The 24,139-nt window shown below is 44.9% G+C and carries 20 protein-coding genes and 6 tRNA genes; 8 read left to right on the forward strand and 18 right to left on the reverse strand.

The annotated features are described in order from the left end of the window. Nucleotides 1-50: 50 nt before the first annotated feature. Nucleotides 51-2,048, reverse strand: coding sequence for a methyl-accepting chemotaxis protein (locus L5M38_RS11760; protein ID WP_263179210.1), 1,998 nt, complete (start codon nt 2,046-2,048; stop codon nt 51-53). A gap of 452 nt (nt 2,049-2,500) precedes the next feature. Beyond that, a tRNA-Ser gene (locus L5M38_RS11765) sits at nt 2,501-2,591 on the reverse strand. A 221-nt stretch (nt 2,592-2,812) separates the two neighbouring features. Between L5M38_RS11765 and L5M38_RS11770 the strand changes: the two genes are divergently transcribed. After that, entirely contained in the window at nt 2,813-4,546 is a 1,734-nt protein-coding gene (locus L5M38_RS11770) for an AAA family ATPase (RefSeq protein ID WP_113940941.1), read from the forward strand. Between the two features lie 74 nt (nt 4,547-4,620). Next, nucleotides 4,621-5,136, forward strand: a complete 516-nt coding sequence (fabA, locus tag L5M38_RS11775) for a bifunctional 3-hydroxydecanoyl-ACP dehydratase/trans-2-decenoyl-ACP isomerase (protein ID WP_028759638.1) — start codon at nt 4,621-4,623, stop codon at nt 5,134-5,136. Nucleotides 5,137-5,258: 122 nt separating this feature from the next. On the opposite strand, the gene rmf is transcribed toward fabA, so the two are convergent. The 5 genes from rmf to rlmKL form a co-directional block, all read right to left on the reverse strand. Continuing rightward, on the reverse strand, nt 5,259-5,435 hold the full coding sequence (gene rmf, locus L5M38_RS11780) for a ribosome modulation factor (protein WP_006082074.1): 177 nt from the start codon (nt 5,433-5,435) through the stop codon (nt 5,259-5,261). Between the two features lie 187 nt (nt 5,436-5,622). Further along, the gene (locus tag L5M38_RS11785; protein ID WP_263168197.1) at nt 5,623-7,455 is read right to left on the reverse strand and encodes a DUF3466 family protein; all 1,833 of its coding nucleotides are present in this window, start codon (nt 7,453-7,455) and stop codon (nt 5,623-5,625) included. 28 nt (nt 7,456-7,483) lie between these two features. After that, on the reverse strand, nt 7,484-9,409 hold the full coding sequence (locus L5M38_RS11790) for an ABC transporter ATP-binding protein (RefSeq protein WP_263179212.1): 1,926 nt from the start codon (nt 9,407-9,409) through the stop codon (nt 7,484-7,486). Between the two features lies 1 nt (nt 9,410). After that, on the reverse strand, nt 9,411-9,665 hold the full coding sequence (locus L5M38_RS11795; RefSeq protein ID WP_131523279.1) for a glutaredoxin family protein: 255 nt from the start codon (nt 9,663-9,665) through the stop codon (nt 9,411-9,413). Beyond that, nucleotides 9,658-11,787 (reverse strand): bifunctional 23S rRNA (guanine(2069)-N(7))-methyltransferase RlmK/23S rRNA (guanine(2445)-N(2))-methyltransferase RlmL, encoded by a 2,130-nt coding sequence (gene rlmKL, locus L5M38_RS11800; RefSeq protein ID WP_168827462.1) that lies wholly within the window; start codon nt 11,785-11,787, stop codon nt 9,658-9,660. Before rlmKL ends, L5M38_RS11795 begins: the two co-directional genes overlap by 8 nt. A gap of 257 nt (nt 11,788-12,044) precedes the next feature. Here rlmKL and L5M38_RS11805 point away from each other — a divergent pair. The 5 genes from L5M38_RS11805 to L5M38_RS11825 all read left to right on the forward strand — a co-directional run bounded on the left by L5M38_RS11805 (nt 12,045) and on the right by L5M38_RS11825 (nt 12,916). Further along, nucleotides 12,045-12,121: transfer RNA gene (locus L5M38_RS11805), tRNA-Met, on the forward strand. A gap of 41 nt (nt 12,122-12,162) precedes the next feature. After that, nucleotides 12,163-12,239: transfer RNA gene (locus L5M38_RS11810), tRNA-Met, on the forward strand. Between the two features lie 145 nt (nt 12,240-12,384). Then, nucleotides 12,385-12,461, forward strand: a tRNA-Met gene (locus tag L5M38_RS11815). A gap of 145 nt (nt 12,462-12,606) precedes the next feature. Further along, nucleotides 12,607-12,683 (forward strand) — tRNA-Met (locus L5M38_RS11820). 156 nt (nt 12,684-12,839) lie between these two features. Next, nucleotides 12,840-12,916, forward strand: a tRNA-Met gene (locus L5M38_RS11825). 206 nt (nt 12,917-13,122) lie between these two features. On the opposite strand, the gene L5M38_RS11830 is transcribed toward L5M38_RS11825, so the two are convergent. The 11 genes from L5M38_RS11830 to L5M38_RS11880 form a co-directional block, all read right to left on the reverse strand. Continuing rightward, the gene (locus L5M38_RS11830) at nt 13,123-13,536 is read right to left on the reverse strand and encodes a hypothetical protein (RefSeq protein ID WP_263168193.1); all 414 of its coding nucleotides are present in this window, start codon (nt 13,534-13,536) and stop codon (nt 13,123-13,125) included. A gap of 205 nt (nt 13,537-13,741) precedes the next feature. Continuing rightward, nucleotides 13,742-14,233, reverse strand: a complete 492-nt coding sequence (locus L5M38_RS11835; protein ID WP_113940894.1) for a GNAT family N-acetyltransferase — start codon at nt 14,231-14,233, stop codon at nt 13,742-13,744. A gap of 441 nt (nt 14,234-14,674) precedes the next feature. After that, on the reverse strand, nt 14,675-15,274 hold the full coding sequence (recR, locus tag L5M38_RS11840; protein ID WP_028759631.1) for a recombination mediator RecR: 600 nt from the start codon (nt 15,272-15,274) through the stop codon (nt 14,675-14,677). A gap of 12 nt (nt 15,275-15,286) precedes the next feature. Next, nucleotides 15,287-15,616, reverse strand: coding sequence for a YbaB/EbfC family nucleoid-associated protein (locus L5M38_RS11845; RefSeq protein ID WP_028759630.1), 330 nt, complete (start codon nt 15,614-15,616; stop codon nt 15,287-15,289). A 223-nt stretch (nt 15,617-15,839) separates the two neighbouring features. Next, nucleotides 15,840-19,142 carry a DNA polymerase III subunit gamma/tau gene (dnaX, locus tag L5M38_RS11850; protein ID WP_411569306.1) on the reverse strand — a complete coding sequence of 1,101 codons (3,303 nt, stop codon included), beginning with the start codon at nt 19,140-19,142 and terminating at the stop codon, nt 15,840-15,842. 37 nt (nt 19,143-19,179) lie between these two features. Then, nucleotides 19,180-19,731: an adenine phosphoribosyltransferase gene (apt, locus tag L5M38_RS11855; protein WP_105252212.1), complete on the reverse strand. Its 552-nt coding sequence runs from the start codon at nt 19,729-19,731 to the stop codon at nt 19,180-19,182. A 268-nt stretch (nt 19,732-19,999) separates the two neighbouring features. Then, nucleotides 20,000-20,368: a YbaN family protein gene (locus L5M38_RS11860; RefSeq protein ID WP_263168189.1), complete on the reverse strand. Its 369-nt coding sequence runs from the start codon at nt 20,366-20,368 to the stop codon at nt 20,000-20,002. A gap of 81 nt (nt 20,369-20,449) precedes the next feature. Then, complete coding sequence (locus L5M38_RS11865; protein ID WP_006082086.1) at nt 20,450-20,572, reverse strand: hypothetical protein; 123 nt, start codon at nt 20,570-20,572, stop codon at nt 20,450-20,452. Between the two features lie 150 nt (nt 20,573-20,722). Then, a complete protein-coding gene (locus L5M38_RS11870) occupies nt 20,723-21,469 on the reverse strand; it encodes a DUF2063 domain-containing protein (protein ID WP_219255634.1) in 747 nt (248 codons plus the stop codon). After that, complete coding sequence (locus L5M38_RS11875; protein ID WP_263168185.1) at nt 21,469-22,338, reverse strand: DUF692 domain-containing protein; 870 nt, start codon at nt 22,336-22,338, stop codon at nt 21,469-21,471. The genes L5M38_RS11870 and L5M38_RS11875 overlap by 1 nt, the downstream gene beginning before the upstream one ends. 116 nt (nt 22,339-22,454) lie before the next feature. Continuing rightward, nucleotides 22,455-22,883 carry a hypothetical protein gene (locus L5M38_RS11880; RefSeq protein ID WP_028759624.1) on the reverse strand — a complete coding sequence of 143 codons (429 nt, stop codon included), beginning with the start codon at nt 22,881-22,883 and terminating at the stop codon, nt 22,455-22,457. 267 nt (nt 22,884-23,150) lie between these two features. Between L5M38_RS11880 and L5M38_RS11885 the strand changes: the two genes are divergently transcribed. Continuing rightward, on the forward strand, nt 23,151-24,101 hold the full coding sequence (locus L5M38_RS11885; protein ID WP_105253104.1) for a tRNA-dihydrouridine synthase: 951 nt from the start codon (nt 23,151-23,153) through the stop codon (nt 24,099-24,101). Nucleotides 24,102-24,139: the final 38 nt, after the last annotated feature.

The following is a 24,139-nucleotide window of genomic DNA, read 5'->3' on the forward strand; positions in this document are numbered from 1 at the left end:
TGTCAGTTGAAGCGCCATTTTAAGGTGGCACACTTCACACTATATTAAGACTAAGCTCGATTGATATTGATTAAACGGTCAGATAGTTTCTGCATCTCAAGGCTTAACACATCAAGCGCCGTTGCATCGAGAGAGTTATCTTCACTGATGCTATTTATTCGCACCGCCAACTCATTAATTTCTTGAGTGACTTGGCTTTGCTGCTGAGCAGCTAACGCGATTTGTTGGGCACGCTGTGAAATATCATCGAAACTTTGTACGGTACTCGATAGAGAATCGGCAGCGCCCTCAGCCTCCGCAACCGCATGGACAGTGCGGGACTCCCCAGCTTGCATTGCTTGCACAGCGAGCCGCGAAGCCGATTGCAAAGCGTTAATCATGGTACTAATTTCATTGGCCGAATCTTGAGTTCGCCCCGCAAGGGTTCGAACTTCATCAGCAACGACTGCAAAACCACGACCCTGATCGCCCGCTCTAGCCGCCTCAATTGCCGCATTGAGAGCGAGCAAATTAGTCTGCTCAGAAATCGCCTTAATCACATCTAATACAGCGCCCACCTTTTGACTGTCTTGGGCCAATTGGGATATCACCTTAGTTGCGTTGGCAATTTCTCCTGATAATGCCTCGATGGAAGTATTGCTGGCTGCAACACGAGTTTGCCCTTCTCGCACTACAATCAAAGACGATTGCGCAGTTGCAGCACAATCATTGGTATTATTCGCAACTTCCATGGCGCTTGAAGACATTTGCGTTATCGCAGCGGCTAATTGTGCACTCTCCAGCCGCTGTTGCTCTGCGCGCTGAGCTAACTTACGGCTAAGTCCGCTTAATTGCGTTGCCTCAAATTGAATTTTCTTCGCTTCTTGAGTGATCAGATCTAACATTGCCCTTAACGTCCCTGCATAGGTGTTTACGGCTCGGCGCAAAGCGCCAATCTCATCATCTTGCTGAATTTGCAGCTCAACATTCGCCCCCAAACTACCGCTCCCAAGGGAAGCAATTTGATCTGTGGTTTCCTCAAGTTGCGCCAACAGTTTTTTACCCGATAACCAAGCCAGAGAAAGTAAAATGGCGAGTAATGGTAATAAAAACAATAAAATATCAAATGTTAGCTCACGGGCAAGCCCTGTGACTCGCGTTTTAGGCGTCACAAGGCCAATCACCCATCCAGTATCAGGCATTACAAAAAGGCTCACCTCACTCGCCTGATTAAGTCTTCCATCCTTATTTAAGCTTACAGACACCACTTTGTTGATTGAGGTTTGCTTAAGTGCAGTTTCAACGGGGGCAAGCCAAGGTAACTGCCCGACGAGATCCGTAAAACGCAACATAGTGTCGGACTTATGCGTTTCAGGAAAATGTAAGATATTACCCGCTTGGTCTAAAGCGAAAGCATAACAGTCAGTTACATTGCCATGTTCTGTTAAAAATTTGGCTAAATCATCAAGTTTTAAATCTATCGTTGCGACCCCTGCAAATGTCCCCGTGAGACGATATGGCACACTACATGTCACCATAGCCACCTTTGTGACTGGATCTTGATAAGCCTCTGACCATAAACATTGAGATACTGAGCTAGTCCGCGCGCCCGTATACCAAGGATCATTATGATACCCAGGGCCAGATGGCGCATTATAGTCATCCGAATAAGCCAGTAGATTATCGCTACCACGCGCCCAGAAAAAACTGTGGCGAATACTCCCTGCGACAAATTTATCTGGCTCAGGCCAGATCCCACCGCCAGCAATAGTGAGATCGCCATTGTTATCAATCAAATTAGGTAAGGAGTTAAGATAAAGAGCTTGCTCGTGGGGCAACACTTCGGCGAGGTGTGCAAGGCTTAAAGTAATCCCCTCAATGCTTGCCAACTTAAGGGCGAGTTGCCTTACGATACTGCTACCGGTTTGCTCAATTAACTCTTGACTCGCCGCCACCACTCGAGGCTGCCCTCGAAGTGACATCACACCAAAAACCGCGAGCCCGGTCAGTAGAAGCAGCACTACACTGCCCATTGTGAGCCGCTGCGAAATACGTGTAGGTAACAACATAGCTTTCTCTACTTAAAATAAGTCACCCAGATGGGAGAATTGTTCGGCCGTATGGTCCAAGACTGTCGAGAATCATACGTCGCACCATCCTAGTGCAAATTTTAAAGGCCATAAAAACCATTAACTTGGCCACAAACTTAGTGTAGACCATAAATGAGAAGCGCGGATAAAAAAGCCCATTAATCAGTAGCAGTTACTGATATCAGAATGAAGAATCTAGGGTTAACACAATGAACAATCATGACAGATAGCCTTTCCCTAAAGCATGGCACTGACGCCACGTTTAAGGTCAAAACCCAAGAGCGGAAATAGCACAAACAAAAAAGGCCATCATTACTGATGGCCTTTCTCTTGAATAAGCGCAGTAGCTGCGCTTCAAATCAGGAACCCAAGGGTTCAAACGATATGAATGCAAAAAGCCGCTAATTGCTTAGCGGCTTTTTGACTAAATATGGCGGAGGAGCAGGGATTTGAACCCTGGGTGGGCTATAAACCCACGCCGGTTTTCAAGACCGGTGCATTAAACCACTCTGCCACCCCTCCGAACGCCGAAAATAATATAAGTATACCGCTAACTTGTAAACCTCAATTTTTAAATATCGAGTCAAATGCTCAACTTATGTTCACCCCGATGTTTTTTACAACAAATACATGCCCAGTTTCAACGAATAATCGAGTAAACAGAGGTAAAAACACCTATACAGTGAGAGACTTGTCGTCTTGGTATGGTAAAATCACTGCAACTTTTCACGGTAAATGCTTATATGAATTCACTCTTGATACCCACGTCTTCACTCGCACCTGAATTTAGCCTGCCAACCCTTCCCGAAACGGCTGACAATCTAAGCGCATTACTCTTAGGACAAGAGCGTGCTGTGGATGCGTTTAAACTCCACCAAGCTATTGTCGATCAGCACTTGTATCTAGCTGATTTCCCGAGCATTGACCGCCAATTAATGATCCAAGCCTGTATTGATAGCCTAGCGCCGTTATCTCCAGCTTATTTAGTGGCAACACGCCCGACTGACAAAGCGGCAACATTTCAGTGGCAATCAGAGAAACCACAGGAAAATCAGGTCAGTATTGCCGAAAAAACGACTCGCTATCGCTACCTCAGTGGTAATATTCGCCGTGTAGACCTCATTGGCCGTATGGCACAAACAGGAACAACAAGCCAGTATCAAGCTGGTGCTCTGGCCGAATGTCATTATGTATTTATTTGCGCCGAGTCACTTTGGAAACGTGAAGGTTTATGGGAATTAGTGATGCAAATCCTAACCCATAAAGCGTATCAGATTAGCAATAACTTAAGTCCTATCCCGCTCAATTGTAAAATTGTCCTTATAGGTGCAGGAATGATTTATAGCCAAGTCAGAACTGAGGATTGGCAATTTCAACGTCACTTTACCCTACTAGCAGAACTCGCTAGCGAAATCGACTTGGTCCGTTATACAGAATCACAATACGTCGCATGGTTGCAAGCGGTTGCACAAAGTGTCGAGGTCACTCTAGAACAATCAAGCCTAGCGCCACTTTTTCGTTATAGTGCACGGTTAACCGAACATCAGCGCCGCCTCAGTTTGTCTATGCTCGAGTTTGCCCAACTGATGGTACAAGCTAAAGCCTATTGTGGTAAACCGAGTATCAATGCGAGCAGTATTGAGCTCGCGTTAGCCCAAGCCAACTATCGTCATAACAGCTCGGAAGAGTATTCAGGTCAAAGCTTCGATGACAACTTCATAAATCTGCCAACTTCGGGTGCTATGGTTGGTCAGATCAATGGTTTAACTGTCATTGATGCCATCGATTACAGTTATGGTGAGCCTGCGCGGATCACGGCATCTGTTCACTATGGTGATGGTGAAGTCGCCGATATCGAAAGAAAATCTGAACTTGGTGGCAATATACATGCCAAAGGAATGATGATCCTTTCTGCCTGCTTGTACCGTATCTTTGGGCGAGATGCACCATTACACCTAAATGCCAATATCGTTTTCGAGCAATCCTATCAAGAAATTGATGGTGATAGCGCATCACTCGCCGAATACTGCTGTTTGATGTCAGCGATTGCTGAACAACCCATTATTCAGTCACTGGCAATAACTGGTGCATTGGATCAATTTGGTAATGTGCAAGCGATTGGTGGCATCAACGAGAAAATTGAAGGCTTTTTTAATCTGTGTGAACGTCGTGGTCTCACGGGAGAACAAGGCGTCATCATGCCCAAGTCGAACGTGTTACAACTTAACCTCAATCCCAAAGTGATTACAGCTGTAGGCAAAGGCTTATTTCACCTCTATGCAATCGAGCATATGGACCAAGCTGTTGAGCTATTAATGCAAATGCCTGCGGGTGTAGCCGATGAAGATAATGATTTTCCACATGATTCGTTATACGGCCTTGTACAGGAACGATTAGACAAGCTCGCAGGAAATGGCGAGGAGGAAATCGGCATAATCACGAGATTACTCGCAAAATTGGGATTTTTTCGCCGCTAATTAGCTGATCGGAGTTGTTTAGCTTACACGTGTTCGCTAATCTTGGCGGCTCTTATTGCTGGAGTAGTAAAACAATGAACAAAGCAAACAGTTTCAATAAAGAAGAACTCATCGCCTGTGGCCATGGGAAATTATTTGGTCCAAACTCACCTCGTCTGCCTGTCGATAACATGCTGATGATAGATAGAATCGTTACTATCAATGATAATGGCGGTGAGTTTGGCAAAGGTGAAATTGTCGCTGAACTCGATATTAATCCAGACTTATGGTTTTTTGACTGCCACTTTATTACCGACCCGGTAATGCCTGGTTGTTTAGGGCTAGATGCCATGTGGCAACTCGTTGGCTTCTATTTAGGCTGGGAAGGCGCAGAAGGCAAAGGACGTGCTCTGGGTGTAGGTGAAGTGAAGTTTACGGGTCAAGTATTACCAGGCGCTAAGAAAGTCACTTATAAGCTCAATATCAAACGTACTATTCACCGTAAACTGGTGATGGGTATTGCCGATGCAATCCTTGAAGTTGATGGCCGTCAAATCTACAGTGCAACCGATCTTAAAGTCGGTGTCTTTAGCGATACGTCTACATTCTGATCAGTCTTACTCCAATACACTGAAGATATCTGTAGTACTGATATAAAAATGCCCTCATCTGAGGGCAATATGCTGCATTACTTTGCTTGTTCTGGGCTATTTAATTAATGAGTAAAACTCAATTATTTATTAAATAGCCCATTAACTCGGCCATCCACACCTTCACGCCAACCGCCTAACCACTGCGATCGCGAATCAAGATTTGCATATGGACAGAGCTCCTTAGAGCGTCCACCAACCCCAGCTTGGAATCCTTTTGAAAAAGCTCTGTCTAAACGATCTCGTTTTTGTCTTTTCATGCAAGCGTCCTCTGTTCTACATAAAATAGAAGCAAAAGCTTCACCCATAGAAATAGTGCTTTTTGACGCCAAGATCAATCAAAAAATCGGCTATTATACTGACTATTTATTAAACTATTGAGATCCTAGCGAAAAAAAATCGAGGCATTTCGCCTCGATTTTTTTAATCTGAATTGAAGCTTAAAACTTAACGAATTCGACGACGGAACCACACCAATGGCAAGGCAAATAACCAAGCTAACGTTGCCGCACCAGAACGCTCAAAATTACCGGTATCTTGACTATCATCCATAGTACAGGCTGCGCCACTGCTTGTAGGTTTAAGCACAACCATACGTAGAACATAAGCAGTCACTGGATCACCATTACCATTCAGTTCAAATAGTGGTTCACCATTCTCACCAACAATAATATTACCATTAGAGTCTAACTGGAAAGAAGGCTTACGAATAAAGGCAGTTCCCACAATGGTGCCATCTTCATTAATGCTGGTCGCTTCAACAACGAGAATATCACTGTTATAAGTCAGTACTTTTCCAGTACCATCCGTAAATTCAACCTTATGACGGGTCCAATTGCCATCAGAGCCCTTTTCATAGCCCTTAGATTCACAGGTCAACAAGTTGTTAAGATTACTAAATTCACCGGTAGATTTCTCATACAGGAAGCCCGCCTTAGGACGTGGTTTTTCCTTATCATAGGTGGTTTCTATATAGCCTACGACTTGACCTTTATTATTAATATCCTTTGGTTTACTCGAAAGATCCGTTGTAGAAGCGGCGAAATCATTCGGGGTTACTATTGTTGCATCAGCTTGATTCGTATCAAAATAGAAAAACTTGTCGCGCAAATAACCTTGAATATAGCTGCGATAACTACCGACAAGAATACCACTATCGTTGATGTCATAGGCAATAGAGCTAGAAATCGAATCGACCATAGGGATCCAATGGTATTGGTATTTACCTTCAGTATCTTTAGCCCAATAAGCTGCATCTTGACGCAAATTATTGGTGTCACCACCACGATAAACATGTGAGCGACCCACAACGACGCCATTATCATTCAAACCCAGTGCTTGGGCGGTAAAGGTCAAGGTATTATCAGTCGCTGGAGTCAGCCCCAAAGGTAACTCAGTCCCAGTAGCAACATCATTGTCAATTTGCCATACATAAGCACGCGTCTGGTACTGAATATTACGTGTACCCGTTGTATTCGGGTATTGTTCACGTTGAACGCATACATCCAACGGCAAAGTATTATCGGTACTTAAACAGTAAGTCACACGCTCACTACCATATTTACTGATGGCAGTACTGGCGTAGCCTGCTACTAAATTATTGTTATTGACCGCCGTTGCTGCAGACCATCCACCTAACTCTGCGGTTTTAGTCTTATCAGCATTAACAAATTGCGTGTAGGGAGGAACTAATGGAATTTCAGTGCTGCCCACTTTTACAACACCGCGGAACTCATAGTCTCGGTAATACCAATAATCATCGGTAACATCAGTAGTTGCAGTGTTCTCTGTTTTCTTTTCAGGCGCAGTCATGCTGCCCACTTTAATACCGGCATCATTAATACCGTAATAAAAGGTATCAACAGAGTTAATCACAGCAGTATCATTTGGCGGTGTAGTACCATTAATGCTGTCGAATGTCGGTAACCAAGCCCCAGCTGCACCATTTTCTGCAGCAATAAAAGCAAAGTTATTTGCAACAATGGCAGCGGTAATAGAATAAGTAATGGTTTCTTCTGGTGCGATACCGTCGGCAACATCAATCACGCCGCCTTCGACATCTGAGCTGCTGAGTTTTTTCTTACCCTTTGAAATACCGACTAATTCACCACTAGCATTTACACCTAAAGCATAACCGTTACGAGTGCCTTCAAGCGTGCCCTGCAGGTCATAATTATCGATGTTAACGATTTCGTAGACAGGTGCAGCATGGGCACTGTTTAATACACCAAGGACACCTAAGGCAACCAAGGAAAGGGCTTTATCCAACTTTGACTTCATTAATTCTATTCCCATTTTTATTATTGGTTTACTTCAGTGACTCAAGCTCTTCCCAACGCTCGAAGCAAACTTCCAATTGCTTTTCTTTATCAGCCAACTGACTCAATACCTGGTTGACTTTATCCTGCGCCTGACTATAAAAGTCTGAATGTCCAATAGTGGTCTGCAATGCGAGAATTTCTGCCTCCAATTGCTCCATCACATTAGGTAGCGACTCTAACTCACGCTGTAGCTTATACGACAGTTTTTTTACCGTTTTCACAGGTTCTGCAGTTTTAACGTCAACGGGTTTAGTTTCAACCGCAGGAGCTTCGACCACCTTTTGTGAACTAGGTTCCTCAGAATAAAACTTTGCCCCTTGGTTCACGGCATCTTGATAACCACCTACATACTCGCTCCAATGGCCATTACCCGCATACCACCAGCTACTGGTCACAGTATTGTCGATAAATGCCCTATCATGGCTCACTAGCAACAACGTACCTTGGTATTCAGTGAGCAACGACTCTAGCAATTCTAAGGTCTCAATATCAAGATCGTTAGTTGGCTCATCGAGAATGATTAAGTTTGCAGGGCGAATTAATAACTTAGCCAATAACAAACGGTTCTTCTCACCACCCGACAGCGCTTTCACTGGCGTTCTGGCACGCATAGGCGAGAACAAGAAGTCCTGCAAATAACTTAATATGTGGCGGTCTTGACCATTGATCGTGATGGTCTTTTTACCTTCACCAACGTTATCTTCAACGGTTTGCTCAGGATCTAACGCTTCACGATATTGGTCGAAATAAGCGATTTCGAGCTTAGTACCGACTTTAATTTCGCCCGATTGCGGTTGCAGCTTCTCGATTAACAGCTTGATCAAGGTTGATTTACCACAACCGTTTGGCCCAATCAGCGCAATACGGTCACCGCGGATAACCGTCGTATTAAAGTTTTTAACCAGATTTTTATCGGGCAGATTGAAGTTAAGATCGGTCACATCAAAGACTAACTTACCAGAACGTTCAGTATCCGATACTGCCATTTTAGCATTGCCTTGACGATTCAGACGTTCACTTCGCTCTTCACGTAGCGCCTTCAGTGCGCGAACTCGACCTTCGTTACGGGTACGTCTGGCTTTAACGCCTTGACGGATCCACACTTCTTCATCGGCGAGACGCTTGTCAAACAAGGCATTTTTCTCGGCTTCGACGCGCAACCATTCTTGCTTACCATCAAGATACATTTGATAGTTGCCCGGCCATGAGGTCACCACACCACGGTCTAAATCGACAATCCGCGTCGCCATACGGGCAATAAAGCCCCTATCGTGACTGATAAAGACGATAGCACCTTGATAATCGAGTAAAAACTTTTCAAGCCACTCGATAGTGTCTATGTCTAAGTGGTTGGTCGGTTCATCAAGTAACAACAGATCTGGCTCGCTCACCAGTGCTCTGGCTAACGCCACTTTACGCTGCCAACCACCCGATAACTCGCTCAAAGATTTGTCAGGATCGAGTCCTAATAATTCGCAGTTTTGTTGGATACGAGAATCTAGCTGCCATCCATTGTAGTGGTCTAAGGTTTCTTGCAGACCTTGCATTTCATTCAGCATACGCTCCATTTGCTCGGGATCGGCATGGGCCACATCGTGGGACAGTTGATGATAACGCTCAAGCGCCTCGCCCACTTCCTTTAATCCCGCAGCAATATAAGCGTATACCGTGCCTTGCTCAGCCTTTGGCGGATCTTGTTGCAGACGGCTAACGGTCACATTACCAGCGATGTTGAATTCGCCTTCATCCAACAGTACATCACCAGATAACACTTTTAATAAACTCGACTTGCCGGCACCATTACGGCCAACAATACACACGCGCTCGCCGCGTTGAATAGTAAAATCCGCTTTTTGTAACAACGGAGTGTAACCATAGGCTAAAGAGCCACTATTGATACGAACCAGACTCAAACTAAGCTCCTGTAAACTCTTGTAATTGCGTTGCGTTAAATGGCCAATGTAATTCTCTATCATCCCAAGCTTTAAGCACAGGGATCGATACGCCATAACGCTGCGCGAGGTATTCATCGTCACAAATATCTATGGCCCGATAGCCAATGTCAGCCGCTGCCAATAAGGCCGCGGCCAGTTCACACAGATGACATCCCTCTGTGTGATATAGCAGATAATGCCTATTATCTAATTCTGCTTGAGTCAACTCAGGCATGGGTGATAAGCCAAGTATTATGAATATGTGGATTACGTTTGTAGTCCATAGGCAAAGTCACGTCATCAATGTTCTTCACATTAATGTTCATCTTGGTCAGTGCCTCTATGTCCATCTTAAACTTACGTTTATTGTTAGAGAACACTAGTTCGCCCGTTGGGCTGAGCAGTTTCACTAAGGATGCCAGTAAGTTCACATGGTCTCTCTGCACATCGAATGAATCTTCCATACGCTTAGAATTTGAGAAGGTCGGCGGATCGATAAAAATCAGATCGTACTGTTCACGGCAATCACGGATCCACTGCATGCAGTCAGATTGAACAAACTCATACTGCTTACCTTGAAGCCCATTGAGTGCAAAGTTGTCCTTCGCCCAAGCAATATAGGTATTGGACATATCCACCGTCGTCACCGATTTAGCCCCACCAAGCGCCGCATGCACAGAAGCAGAACCTGTGTAAGAGAACAGGTTAAGTACACGGCGTCCCTTAGATTTTTGACCGACTAAACGGCGTGTCAATCTGTGATCGAGGAATAAACCTGTATCCAAATAACCAGTTAAGTTCAGTTTGAACTTAGCGCCATATTCAGTAGTGATAAGCTCTAACTTACGCTCATCCAGCTTTTGATACTGACTCGTGCCCTTTTGACGCTCACGCGTCTTCATGATCATCTTGTTCGGATTGATACCAATGGCCGACGGCAGTGCTAACAAAACATCGCTTAAACGACGCTTGGTTACGGCTTCAGGTATAGTTGCTGGCGCCATATATTCTTGAATAATCACGTAATCTAAGTATTTATCTACTGCGACGTTATATTCAGGAATGTCGGCATCATAAATACGATAGCTGTCGATGCCTTCTTTCTTGGCCCATTTCTCTAATAACTTGGCATTTTTCTTAATGCGGTTAGCAAATGCAGGGGCGATATCGGCAATGTCGACGCCGTCTGGCAGCACTGGTGTATCACGACGCGTACTGGTCGCATGCAAGGTATAAATGTTAAAGGCACATTCTAGGGCACCGTTGAACATCTTCATCTGTTTGTCGGCTTTAAGCTTAAGTGATGATACAAGCTCGATATCACTACACAGCATGGCCACTTTCCAGCCGCCAAACTCTTTCTTAAACTTGTCACCTAGCTGATAGTAAAGCTGCAATAACTCAGACACATTGCCTAAACGTTCACCATAAGGTGGGTTAGTGATCAAATATCCACTTTCTGCAGGCGGCGTTATCGTCAACGCATCTGCAACTTGAAACTCGATTAACTCGAGCACACCGGCATTTTCGGCGTTACGTTTGGCTAACGCGACTAAGCGCGAATCGATATCTGAGCCGTAGAATTTAATCTCGCAACGTTTCACGCCTAATGAGGCACGCGCTTTTGCTTCTTCAACAATTTCTTGCCACACAGCTTTATCATGACGACGCCAATGTTCAAACCCAAAACGGCTACGCTGTAAGCCTGGGGCAATATCGGCCGCCATTAAAGCCGCTTCAATCAGCACAGTTCCACTACCACAGAAAGGATCGAGCAAGGTCGAAGGCGCTGCTTGCCAGCCACTGCGTACTAACATGTTGGCGGCTAAGTTTTCCTTCAGAGGCGCTTCACCAGTAGTAGAACGATAGCCACGTTGATGCAATGATGGACCAGAGAAGTTCATCGCAATCGTGATTACGCCATTACGAAAATGGGCATCAACTTTAAAGTCAGCATCGACGCGTGACACATTTGGGCGCTCAACGTCATCGTCCCGGAATCTATCCACAACCGCGTCTTTAATCTTGAGGGCGCCGAACTGAGTATTATTGATAAAACCACCCGTACCATGAAAATCGATACTAAAAGTGCTTTTATTGGAAAAATGCGCCGGCCAATCAACACAATAGGCGGCATTATAAAGTTGCTCTGCCGACTCGCAGCTGCCTTTATAGATAACCAACACGATACGGCTGGCTAAGCGTGTCCATAAAGTAATCCGATACGCTAAAGCTAAGGGGGCAGTGAAATACACACCAGCAACACTCTCTTTTACTTCAGTCGCACCAAATTCTGTCAGCTCTTGGGCTAAGCTATATTCAAAGCCCTTAGGGGCGGCGGCAAAAAAATTAAGCATGGGATAATCAGTACGCAGTCAAAATCAAAGCGACATTATACCTGCTCGAATACATAAAAGATAAACAGTTATTAGTCGAAACCCCATTTAGTCTCATCCTCGACCTAAGATAATCAACGAAAAATCCCTAACTTATGTTTAAATTGTATGAAAGCCCCCCACTCCGCTTTATATTTAAGCGTTCACCACCTTTTTCGATCTTCGTCCTTGCAATGCCAAGGCGCTGCCGTTATAGTCTGCCCCGCTTTGAAGACGGACGCGGGATGGAGCAGCATGGTAGCTCGTCGGGCTCATAACCCGAAGGTCGTAGGTTCAAATCCTGCTCCCGCAACCATTTAAAAGCAAAATAGTAAAGTAATACAGATAGATATCGGACGCGGGATGGAGCAGCATGGTAGCTCGTCGGGCTCATAACCCGAAGGTCGTCGGTTCAAATCCGGCTCCCGCAACCACTTTCTATATGTGTTTATAACGAGAAACAGCTTATCGGGCTCAACTCCTTATAAACAACAGACGAAGGTAGTCAGTTAAAATACGACTCCAGCAACCAATTCTTAGATGACAGAATTAAAATAGTTATTAACAGCAACAATCGGACGCGGGATGGAGCAGCATGGTAGCTCGTCGGGCTCATAACCCGAAGGTCGTCGGTTCAAATCCGGCTCCCGCAACCACTTTCTATATGTGTTTATAACGAGAAACAGCTTATCGGGCTCAACTCCTTATAAACAACAGGCGAAGGTAATCAGTTCAAATCCGGCTACTGCAACCAATTCTTAGATGACAGAATTAAAATAGTTATTAACAGCAACAATCGGACGCGGGATGGAGCAGCATGGTAGCTCGTCGGGCTCATAACCCGAAGGTCGTCGGTTCAAATCCGGCTCCCGCAACCACTTTCTATATGTGTTTATAAAGAGAAACAGCTTATCGGGCTCAATTCCTTATAAACAACAGGCGAAGGTAGTCGCTGATTTAACATTAGCAATCCGGCTACTGCAACCAATTCTTAGATGACAGAATTAAAACAGTTATTAACAGCAACAATCGGACGCGGGATGGAGCAGCATGGTAGCTCGTCGGGCTCATAACCCGAAGGTCGTCGGTTCAAATCCGGCTCCCGCAACCAATTCTCTTTAATGAAAGAGAAAAATAACCAGCATAAGCTGGTTTTTTTGTATCTAAAATTCGTAATAACCCTCTGTAAAATCCTAACCAGATCACCATGGTAGCGCTCATCGGATTCAACGACCTATAAACAACCGATGAAAGCCATCAGTTCAAATCATCTTCAACAACAGCGTCCAAAATAAGATTTAAACTGATCAGCTGACATCAATGCATTTTTTGGATGTCAAATTTCGTCATAAAAGTGTCGGACAATATGACTCCTGCCATAGCACCAAAGGAAACGGTGAAAATCATGATGAAAGGTAGAGGTTTCAAATAAGCGGAAGTCAGAACACCTTGACCGAACCAGTGCAGTATCAGACCAAGAATCATGATGCCAAAAGCGAACTTATTCGCGGCAAAAAACATCGAGATTTCGAATGCCCACAACTCTTTATTTTCCTTAAATTGGGCAAAACCAAAGTAGAGATAGAGCAATAATGCCACTAAGGCGATAACGCAGACACTGAGTGTATAAGTTAACTCCGATGCCCCGACCAACACTTGATAGCCGATACGAATGGCATAAATACCGACACCCAACCAAAGTATCAGCAGCGGCAATAAAATGAGTCCCATTTTTATCCTTAAAAGTTGAGACAGACATACACTTAGCACCTAAAGCGAGCTCTGAAAATAAGCGCTTAATGCTATTCCAAGGCCTCGGTTCGTAAAGTGACCTCTTGATGTAAGTTCTTAAATTGAGCGCTTAGAGCAAATTCTTAAAGTTAGTACTTAGAGTGAGAGCCTTAAGCAATAGATAAAATACATAGAGATCAGCATGTTATTTTAACCGCGCCATATGATACACACTGACAAACTCACCATTTCTAAAAGCAAAATCCTTCGACTCACCTTCCATTACAAAGCCAAACTTTTTATATAGACCAATGGCGGCATGATTATCTGTATAAACCGTTAATTCAATTCGTTTTATATTCATCCATTTATCGGTAAGCTCAAGCATCGCGTTAATTAAGGCACTGCCTACACCGCGGCCTTGCCAACTGTCTTTTACACCCATACCAAAGGAGGCAACATGCCTACGGCGAGGTTGCTCATACACTTCAAAACCCAACTCACCGACAATTTCACCTTCAATCTCTGCGACATAACGATGAACATGATTCGATGTTGCTGCAAGACGCGCCTCCCATTTATCGGTCGATGGCAAAGGTAATTGCAAGGTACCGGCATAGGCATTTGGACAGGCATATACTGCTTGAATGGCTGCAGCGTCACTCTTCTCTGCATGCCTAATCGTAATATTTCCCAATGAGTCCCCTCCCTGGTTTTCAAATAAAAAAGACGTGACCAATTCAACGTACACAAAGCTAAGCACACAGGTCTAAGCCCAACGAATTGACTTAGGCATGCTGTGGATCACTGTGATTATGCAACTCAACCCGATTATTATTAAACCGACTTTACGGATGAAGTTCACATAAGACAAGTATGAAATTTAAAAAACTATTGATAAACATGGCTTTTATATAGATAGATATCAATCAATATAGGAATTGAATCAACCACCGCCCTGTCTCCATAACCCAGCCTCAACATCTAGGTTGCAACTCTGGGCAAATAAAAACCCGCTCAAGATAGGATCTTGGCGGGTTTATAAGATTCAGGCACTAAGGTGATAATCGAGTTGAATACTTCAACCTTCAATTAATCCAATACAATCAATAGTATGGATCTAATATAAACTGTTTAATTAGAGTGGTAAACGGCCATTAAAGGACAGCGCTAACGTAGTGCTATCCACGTATTCCAACTCGCCACCCACTGGTACGCCATGGGCAATGCGGCTTATCATCACTTTGTGACGTCTGGCCATATCGGCAATAAAATGCGCTGTAGCCTCACCTTCTACTGTTGGATTTGTCGCTAAAATCAGTTCGGTGACATCACCCGATGCCAAATGGCGCTCGAGTAACGCTAAGCCTAACTCTTCTGGCCCCACACCATCGAGGGGTGATAAATGGCCTAAAAGCACAAAGTAACGGCCAGTGAAATGTCCACCCGCTTCAATGGCTAACACATCAGCCGGCGTTTCAACCACACAAATGGTGGAGGATGTACCGCGTTTATGGCTAGCACAGATCGGACAGAGGGTTTCTTCAGTGTAGGTTCGGCAAGACTGACAATGACCGACGTCACTCATCGCACTGGACAGCGCACTGGCTAACTTAAGCCCTGCTTTTCGGTCGCGTTCAAGTAACTGAAACGCCATACGTTGCGCCGATTTAGGCCCAACCCCAGGTAAACAACGCAGGGACTGAATTAACTCATCTAACAGTGGACTAAATTTCATCGGCTATCTCAATTAAAATGGCATTTTCATGCCTGGAGGTAATTGCATGCCACCAGTAACTTCAGCCATTTTAGTTTTTTGGTTTTCTTCGATTCGACGGGCAGCGTCATTACAGGCCGCAGCAATCAAATCTTCCAGCATTTCTTTGTCGTCTTCCATCAGGCTTGGGTCGATTTCGACTTTACGCACTGTGTGCGCGCCTGTCATAGTCACTTTCACCAAACCAGCACCAGATTCACCCACCATTTCCATACGGGCGATTTCTTCCTGCATTTTGGCCATTTTTTCTTGCATCATCTGGGCCTGTTTCATCAAATTGCCCATACCGCCTTTTCCAAACATAGTCATTTCTCTTCTATTAGGGTTAGTCGCAAGCATTAACGCGGCTAATCTTACTTAAATAAATGGGATTGGCAATCAATGCCGTTATCTTGTTAATAAACTTATGATCTCGATGCAGAGTTTCTCAGCAGCATCACTATAAATATGCACTCGAAGCCTAAATTTAAACCACAACGCTACAAATTAACGATGAAAATTTTACCCAAAGACTCGCCAATAATGGCTAACTCGCGGCCTCAGTTAACTCTGGTAACGCTTGTATTTGCTGACTGCGTAAATTCAACAACTCTGGCGGATACACTAGACTATCGGCATCGAGTTCGGCGCCCATACGTTGGATCAACCATTGCACATTGTCATCATGAATCAAGGATTGATGCGCTTGTTGCAGCAACTCTTGGTGGAAACGCTTACGTAACTCTAAGGGCGTTTCCCGCTGTTCATCGATTCCTATGACCACTTGCACCCGTCTTGGATTCCCGAGCGCGGTAGTTAAGGCTTGCTCAAGCTGCACTATGGCAACATCGGCCGCTAGATGCTTCTGGTTTGGTTTAAGCAGCAACGGCAAAGGATCACTCAAAGTTTGACAGACAGAATTAACCGCCAGTTGCCGCACTCGCCCGCCGATCTCTAAGCTCGCCATCAACTTGTACCAATGTAAATCTAATGGATGGCCGCTAATAGGTTGAGTCGAACTGAGCGCGACTTGTGTCTCCTGCGTGTGTTCCACTGTATTTGACGCATTTGTCAGTGCTGTTGTGCTAGCCAAAGCAAACTCTGAGGCGGGTATTTCTTCTTGACGTACAGCCTGATTTTGAAGTATTTCCGACTTCAAACTTGATGCTGCGACCTGCCCGTCACTCAGGGATAGAGTGTCATCTTGTGCATGATTAGGTGCGTAACTCACGCCTAAAAGCTCTTGAGCATGACTGGCTTGAACATTCTTTATATCAGCAGCTTGCGCGCTCACCGGCTGAACACTGTCAGTCTTATTGCTATCGACTTGCGTCACTTCGATAGATTCAGCTTCAGGCGCTGCCTCCCAAGGCGGACGATCATCTGCAGCGGACGGTTTGACAGGCTTATCAGAGACAATTCCAGTTGAGATGACGACTGAAGATACTGCTTGGTGCAGATCGATAGGCTCAAGATCTAAGTCGAAGTCATCATCAAAATCTATCGCTAAATCAGGGTCTAAATCAGATGCTGGATCAACAGAAAATGCCACACTTGGCTGACTCGCTTCAATTTTAGTAACCGATTTAGGTAAGGTTACACAATGTGATTTAGTGTTTGGCGTCTTAAGTTTTGAGTCCAATGACGACTTTTTTTCATCACCGTCCTTAGCACTTAAGGCGTCAAGATCAGATAGCAGCGAATCCCGCGCCGCCAACACCGCCGAGAGAATATCATCATCGGCTAAAGATGCGGAGGCTAGTGTTGGAATTGGAATTGATGTCTGAGGAGATACTTGAGCAATTAATACTGACTGACTATCAACTGAGCCTTCCATACCTACAGCGCTTTGAATATCAGCAGAATTTTGAACATTATCTAAGTGTTGAACATCATCAGGCACAGCATGAGAGTCAAAGCTGTGATGAAAATCATCGTCATTGTAAGAGCCGGAGGAGAATTCAACATAAGCATCTTGATAGGAATCGAGCGGCGCTGACTCTTGGGCATAAGCTCCCATCGCTGGATAAGAATGCTCGACTTCAGTTCCATAGGGACTATGTTCATCAAGCCCCTTTTGCTCTAGCGTACTATTAGTAAGAGTATGGTTAGCGAGGGAGTCAACAGCAGTGTTTTCATCAACAGTCTTTTGAACAGCACTGTCTTTCTCTGCAATGTCACTACCAACAGCCACAGCGCTTGAACCAACAACCATTTCAGCCGCTGCTGGATTAATAATACTCGACTCGGCAGTTGCCCCAATGAATTCAGGAACTTCACTATTCTGAGCATCTAAACTCGCAACCGATGACTCAATGTCAGCAGCAGCTTCAGTAACTTGAGAAGGCGCTTGAGCGGTTGATACTGTTTGAGTTTGTGGCTCGACCTCAGCATTCACTATCTCAACATTTAAGCTGCCAGCGTTAAATCCCTGACTCTGCGCCTGACTTAGAATCACCGCCTGTTCGGCAATTAATGCCGCATCCGCTTCGAGCTCAGCATCAAGTGCCTGCTCTGCGGTATCGGCAGGCTCAATTAATGCTGTTTTTTTTTCAGCTGTATGTGTTTCAGCAAACTGTTGTTCATTTACATCAGGAGTTTGCGCTGCAGCAGTTGCCGCAACTGGCGTTTGCCCTTCGGGTAAACGGATCTCAGCGACCGCATCAGGCTGCCAACGCTTTACCGGCTTTTCAGGCACAAATGCGACAGCCCGTAACAGCGCCATCTCAAGACCCGATTTAGGGTCTGGTGCATGTGGTAAATCTTTGCGGCCCGTTAATAAAATCTGATAATAAAGCTGCACTTGTTCCGGCTTAAGCTGTTCGGCAAAGGCGCGAATTTGTGCGCTATACAAGGATTGCTGTGCGCAAGCGGGGGCAAATTGGGTCAAGGTAATTTGATGTAACAACTCAAGTAAACTGCGTAGCACTTCTTGGGCATCTGCGCCGTACGCGAGCACTTGGGCACAGGTATGCATTAACACACCAATATCGGCATCGGTTAAGGCGTTAAGCAAGGCAACTACATGCTGCTCATCAATGCTGCCAAGCATGGTTTGCACTTGGCCAAGCATCACATTACCGCCACCAAAGGCGATGGCTTGATCTGTCAAACTCAAGGCATCACGCATACTGCCATTGGCAGCTTTAGCCAGCAGTTTTAGAGCTTCTGCATCAAAGGGAAACAGCTCTTGGGTCAAAATATGATTAAGCTGAGTGCCAATTTCAGCTTGGGTCAGGCTTTTTAAATTAAATTGCAAACAACGGGATAACACAGTCACAGGCAGTTTCTGCGGATCGGTTGTCGCCAGAAGAAATTTAACGTGCTCGGGGGGTTCTTCTAAAGTTTTTAGCAGTGCGTTAAAACTGCTGCGCGACAGCATATGCACTTCGTCGATGAGATAAACCTTAAAGCGGCCACGGGTTGGACGATACTGCACATTGTCTAACAGCTCACGAGTATCATCGACCTTAGTGCGAGATGCGGCATCGACTTCAATCAAATCGACAAAACGGCCTTGGGCGATTTCCACACAGCTGCCGCAAACACCACAGGGAGTCGCTGTCACACCTTGTTCGCAGTTTAAGCCTTTGGCAAAGAGTCGTGCTAAGCTGGTTTTACCAACACCGCGCGTTCCCGTAAACAGGTAAGCATGGTGTAAGCGCTGCTGGCTTAACGCATTGGTCAAGGCATGCAAAACATGGCTTTGGCCAACCATTTGATCAAATGTGGCAGGGCGCCATTTTCTGGCTAACACCTGATATGACATGGAACTCCCCAGAGTATGTGATACAAAAGCGGGAGCATGCGCCCCGAGAACTTTGAAAGATAACATGCCATGATTTGACATGCCATCAAACTATCCCAAGGCGCCTTTAGCTGCAGATTTATTCGCCTTCAAACTCACAAAGTTTAACCAACTCAAGCCCTAATGCGGTTAAACGGGCTTCACCGCCTAAATCAGGTAATGAGATCACAAAGGCCGCATGTTTAACTTCACCGCCGAGTTGGCGAATGAGTTTAACGGTTGCTTCGATAGTACCGCCAGTGGCAAGTAAATCGTCAACAACGAGCACTTTGTCATTTGCGCTAATCGCATCAGTATGAATTTCTAGGCTATCGTGACCGTATTCCAGTTCATAGCTTTGGCTGATGGTTGCACGCGGCAATTTGCCGGGTTTACGCACAGGTACAAAACCGATACCCAATTCTAAAGCCAACGGAGCACCAAATAAGAAACCACGGGCTTCAGTGCCCACAATTTTGGTAAAGCCTTGACCACGATAATGTTCAACTAACAAGTCGATGGTCGCTTTATAGGCTGCTGCATTCTCAAGCAAACTGGTGACATCTCGAAATAAAATCCCTTCCTTAGGATAATTAGGAATCGTTTTAATGCTTTGCTTTATCAAGGATAAGGTTTCTGTATTCATAGCCATCATATTTGCTTAATAAGTTACTTAATCAATTCACCAACCTAGCGGTGGCGGTATAAAACAAAACGTCCACACTGGGTGGACGCATTGTCGAAAGTCGGACAAAGCTTATGCCGCTTTAGTTTTAGTTGCAACAATCACAATGCACAAGTGATGGAAAGGTTATCAATTTGTGCCTTAGATCAAACCCTGTTGGCACTCAGTTAAATCGCCTCAACAAGAACACGACTAAACTTTCAGTCACAGCACTTGAGCCCATTCAATCACTCAATCATCCCTCTATTTCAGGTATACCTTTAAGATACCAAAGTAGGATCAACGCCATGACAAGCAGCAGACCTTTTACCCAAAGGATAGGGACCACAATAATACTGAGACTAAAACTGAGTGCGCTAACTATTATGGCTTTGCGTTTCAATCCCTTACGCATTGCTCGCTGCTCTTGCCACTGGGTTAAGGCGTCGGCAAACCAGGGATGTGTCATCAACCAATGGTGTAAACGTTCACTCGAGCGGGCAAAGCAGAAGGCAGCAAGCAAGATAAAAGGCACGGTCGGCAATATCGGTAGCACGATACCGACTAAACCTAAGACTAAAGCGGTTAAGCCTAACAGTAAAAATAATCCGCGCTTTAATACCATAGGTTTAAATGCCCTTTATCGAAAAAACAAAAGCCACTCGAAGAGTGGCCAATAGGCTATGCGCTAAAGATTAACGCTCGCTTAAATTAAACCTAAATGCTTTAACCAAGACAGACTTGCTGGCAGAGTCGGCAACAGTAAAACTAAAATAAAACCAATAAAATACAAAAAATTAAATGGGTCTTTGAACGGCTGACTACTCATTACAGCTCCTCTAGTATGTGCAAGTATAAGTGCGCAGGAATCGTACAGTGATTGAGATCACAAAACGGCCGACATTGTAGCGGTTTGTCAAATTAATAAAAACCCTCTAAATGTAGGGTTATTGCATTTATTTCGGCAATTATCCCAACCTTAAGACTGACGTCCGCGCACTATCCCTTTGGCCGCTAATTGCTCGAGTAACTGCATACAACCTTGCTCAATAATCTCTGGCGCCATTTGAGGGTAAGTGATTGTTAACCAATCAACTATCTCTTTAAAACCCGCTTGGCCTTGAGCTTGAAGAAATGCCAGCACCTGTGCGCTTAAGGGATTTAACTGTAAGAAGCACACTTCACAATCGGCATCTTGATAGAGACAAAAAAACACTGGCGTATCGAGTTGTTGCTGCGGACGATAATCCTGACGAATGTGCTGCACCTCAAAATGATACTGCGCTACCCTCGCCGTCTGCGACAAACATAAAGTCTGCGTCGACATTTGCGCTGAGCTGAGTTGAGATTCATCCTCACTCGCCTGTGCGACCGCAACGGCCAACTCTAGCCATTCATAGTGCGCTAATTCGAGCATAAAAACAGGATCATTTGCCGTGGGCTGATATTCCTGCTGTAAAAAATCTAAAAACTCACTCGCTATATCGATAAAAATCGGCGATTGGCAATCATGTTGACTGAAAAAACGCTGCACCAAAGTCAGCCAATCCTCCTCAGAATACAAACTTTTCAGCACGGGGAAGCCGTTCGACACAAATCCCAGCACATTATTAAAAAATAACTCGCGGTAAACCTGCATACGCCGGACATCAGTATCCACGGGCAATGGCGAAGAGGGATCGCGGATATAATCGATAAAGGATTGCTGCACTTGCTTAAAATCCATTAGGCGCTCCTCTTTACGGCATGAGCACTATTTTGGGCATGGGAGCTGGACGCCGCCATTTGATAAGCGTGAATTTGATTTATCTCGAGCAACAATTCAGCGGTTGTCGGCAAATTAAAGTCACGCTCAAGCAAGGTCGGTTTTACCCCATGCAAAGCATAACAGCGCTGTAATAATGTCCAGACGGGATCGTTAATGGCTGCGCCATGGGTATCAATGAGCAGATCTTCAGCTTGTTTGTAGTGCCCAGCAATATGCAGATAAGCGATGCGCTCCGTCGGCATGGCCTGTAAAAAGGCATCGGCATCGTATTGATGGTTTATCGAGTTCACATAGATGTTGTTCACATCCAGTAGCAGTTTACAATCTGCTTCTTGCAGCACGGCATTAACGAATTCAAATTCTGTCATTTGCGCACCTGGAGCGGCATAAAAAGACACATTTTCTAAAATGAGCGGCCGCTCTAGAATATCCTCTACTTGCTTGACCCGCGCCGCCACATGCTTCACCGCAGCGTCGGTAAAAGGGATAGGCATTAAATCATATAAGTGACCTTGCCCTGAGCAATAACTTAAATGTTCGGAATAGACTTGGATTTGATGTAAATCCATAAAGGTTTTGATATTTTTTACAAACGCGAGATCTAAAGGTTCAGGGCTACCAATGGATAAACTCAAACCGTGGCAGTAGAAAGTATGTTGCTCAGTCAACTCACGAAATTGGCGGCCAAATTTACCACCTAAGGTCATCCAATTCTCAGGCGCCACTTCAAAAAAATGAATAGCATCAGGCACCTGTAAACAAAATTTACTGAGCATTTCTCGCCTTAACCCCAGCCCTACCTGTGCCGTATTTTTTTGATCATTCATAAAACCTCACGAACGCTAACCTGTAATAGCTTAAGAATAAAACACAAGAGACCAGCGCTGGCTGGCCTCTTTAGGCTCAATTATCCCAATAACTGCAGGGATAAAACAAACCCGCTTTATTTCACTTCTTTTTTAACGGCTTCGACTTTAGCATCCACTTTTTCGGCGGTTTTCTTCATATCAGCGCCACATTTCGCTTCACCACACTTACCTTCATGGGCCTTATCAGCGGCTTTCTTCATGTCAGCACCGCATTTCGCTTCGCCACATTTCCCCTCATGAGCTTTATCTGCAGCCGCTTTTTTCATCTCAGCACCGCATTTAGCCTCACCACACTTACCTTCTTTGGCTTTTTCAGCGGCGGCTTTCTTCATGTCTGCGCCGCATTTGGCTTCACCACATTTGCCTTCTGAACCGACAATTTGATAGCCCGCATCCATAGCTTCAAAACCAAATGGGTTAGTTTGTGCATTGACAGCAAAAGCTGAACTCATCACAACTGAACCTAACGCTACTGCAACTGCTGTTTTTTTAACTGAATTCATAAATAATCCCTTCTTGTTTATTGAGTAATAATGACCAACAACAGTTTAAGTAGCTGGCTTACAACAAAAGACCTGCCTTATTTCGATTCTATTGCAAAAAATATCACTAAGTCACAGAAATGGTAAAAATATCCTGCTAGGACAATCAGTTTAGCTTGGATTTTATTTATTGGCGTACCTATTCATCCTCCTTCACAAGGCCACTTTGTAACTTAGGGCTGATAAGGTAGAATGCTCGCCCTTTGCAACAGATATGGGTTTACTGCAGTGCGTGTGATTTTGGCTCCAATGGAAGGCGTAGTAGACGCTTTGATGCGTGACATCCTATCGACCATCAATCCCTACGATTTGCTCGTCACCGAATTTGTGCGAGTGGTAGACCAACTGCTGCCTGAAAAGGTCTTTCTCAAACTGTGTCCTGAACTGCTCAACAACGGCAACACCCCTTCAGGTACGCCAGTACGAGTACAATTGCTTGGTCAAGAACCCCAATGTATGGGCGAAAATGCCCTACGTGCCATTGAGTTAGGCTCACACGGTGTTGATGCAAACTTTGGCTGTCCAGCAAAAATTGTTAACCGCAGTAAAGGTGGCGCCGTATTATTGCAATATCCTGAGAGTGTGCACGATATTGTCAAAGCCATGCGTCAAGCAGTACCAAAAGAGCATGCCGTAACGGCCAAAATACGTTTGGGCTATGAAGATAAGTCACTGTTTATGGAAAACGCCATTGCAGTGTATGAAGCTGGTGCAACTGAACTTGCCATCCATGCGCGCAGTAAAGTCGACGGTTACAGACCGCCAGCCTATTGGGAATACATCACCGAAGTACGCAAACGCTTGCCAATCCCGGTGATCGCCAACGGTGAAATTTGGAACAGTGACGATGCTAAGCGTTGTATCGAAGTCACGGGCTGCGACAGTATCATGATCGGCCGCGGGGCAATTTCATTGCCGAACTTGGCTGATACTATCAAGACAGGAGCCACTCCTTATACTTGGGCGCAAACCTTAGGGCTCATGCTCAGTTATACCCAAAGGGAACTCAATGGCCGTAAGAGTGACTATTATCCAGCCCGGATCAAACAGTGGTTCACCTATCTCAACCGTCAATATCCCGAAGCCGATACCTTGTTTAGGGAACTGCGAGTCTTTAAAACAACGGAAGAAATAGTCCGCGTATTAGAAACGGCGCAACGGAACTTATGCGACGAATAATCGCGACGATATGTGTGATAAAAGGGCTTTTGCCGTAG

The organism is Shewanella sp. SM101 (assembly GCF_025654465.1).
Taxonomy (GTDB): Bacteria; Pseudomonadota; Gammaproteobacteria; order Enterobacterales; family Shewanellaceae; genus Shewanella; species Shewanella oncorhynchi.

Excerpts from the sequence above, each read along its gene's own strand:
- L5M38_RS11760 (WP_263179210.1), bottom strand. The coding sequence starts at position 2,048 with ATGTTGTTACCTACACGTATTTCGCAGCGGCTCACAATGGGCAGTGTA.
- L5M38_RS11770 (WP_113940941.1), top strand. The coding sequence starts at position 2,813 with ATGAATTCACTCTTGATACCCACGTCTTCACTCGCACCTGAATTTAGC.
- fabA (WP_028759638.1), top strand. The coding sequence starts at position 4,621 with ATGAACAAAGCAAACAGTTTCAATAAAGAAGAACTCATCGCCTGTGGC.
- rmf (WP_006082074.1), bottom strand. The coding sequence starts at position 5,435 with ATGAAAAGACAAAAACGAGATCGTTTAGACAGAGCTTTTTCAAAAGGA.
- L5M38_RS11785 (WP_263168197.1), bottom strand. The coding sequence starts at position 7,455 with ATGAAGTCAAAGTTGGATAAAGCCCTTTCCTTGGTTGCCTTAGGTGTC.
- L5M38_RS11795 (WP_131523279.1), bottom strand. The coding sequence starts at position 9,665 with ATGCCTGAGTTGACTCAAGCAGAATTAGATAATAGGCATTATCTGCTA.
- rlmKL (WP_168827462.1), bottom strand. The coding sequence starts at position 11,787 with ATGCTTAATTTTTTTGCCGCCGCCCCTAAGGGCTTTGAATATAGCTTA.
- L5M38_RS11830 (WP_263168193.1), bottom strand. The coding sequence starts at position 13,536 with ATGGGACTCATTTTATTGCCGCTGCTGATACTTTGGTTGGGTGTCGGT.
- recR (WP_028759631.1), bottom strand. The coding sequence starts at position 15,274 with ATGAAATTTAGTCCACTGTTAGATGAGTTAATTCAGTCCCTGCGTTGT.
- L5M38_RS11845 (WP_028759630.1), bottom strand. The coding sequence starts at position 15,616 with ATGTTTGGAAAAGGCGGTATGGGCAATTTGATGAAACAGGCCCAGATG.
- dnaX (WP_411569306.1), bottom strand. The coding sequence starts at position 19,142 with ATGTCAAATCATGGCATGTTATCTTTCAAAGTTCTCGGGGCGCATGCT.
- apt (WP_105252212.1), bottom strand. The coding sequence starts at position 19,731 with ATGGCTATGAATACAGAAACCTTATCCTTGATAAAGCAAAGCATTAAA.
- L5M38_RS11860 (WP_263168189.1), bottom strand. The coding sequence starts at position 20,368 with ATGGTATTAAAGCGCGGATTATTTTTACTGTTAGGCTTAACCGCTTTA.
- L5M38_RS11865 (WP_006082086.1), bottom strand. The coding sequence starts at position 20,572 with ATGAGTAGTCAGCCGTTCAAAGACCCATTTAATTTTTTGTATTTTATT.
- L5M38_RS11870 (WP_219255634.1), bottom strand. The coding sequence starts at position 21,469 with ATGGATTTTAAGCAAGTGCAGCAATCCTTTATCGATTATATCCGCGAT.
- L5M38_RS11875 (WP_263168185.1), bottom strand. The coding sequence starts at position 22,338 with ATGAATGATCAAAAAAATACGGCACAGGTAGGGCTGGGGTTAAGGCGA.
- L5M38_RS11880 (WP_028759624.1), bottom strand. The coding sequence starts at position 22,883 with ATGAATTCAGTTAAAAAAACAGCAGTTGCAGTAGCGTTAGGTTCAGTT.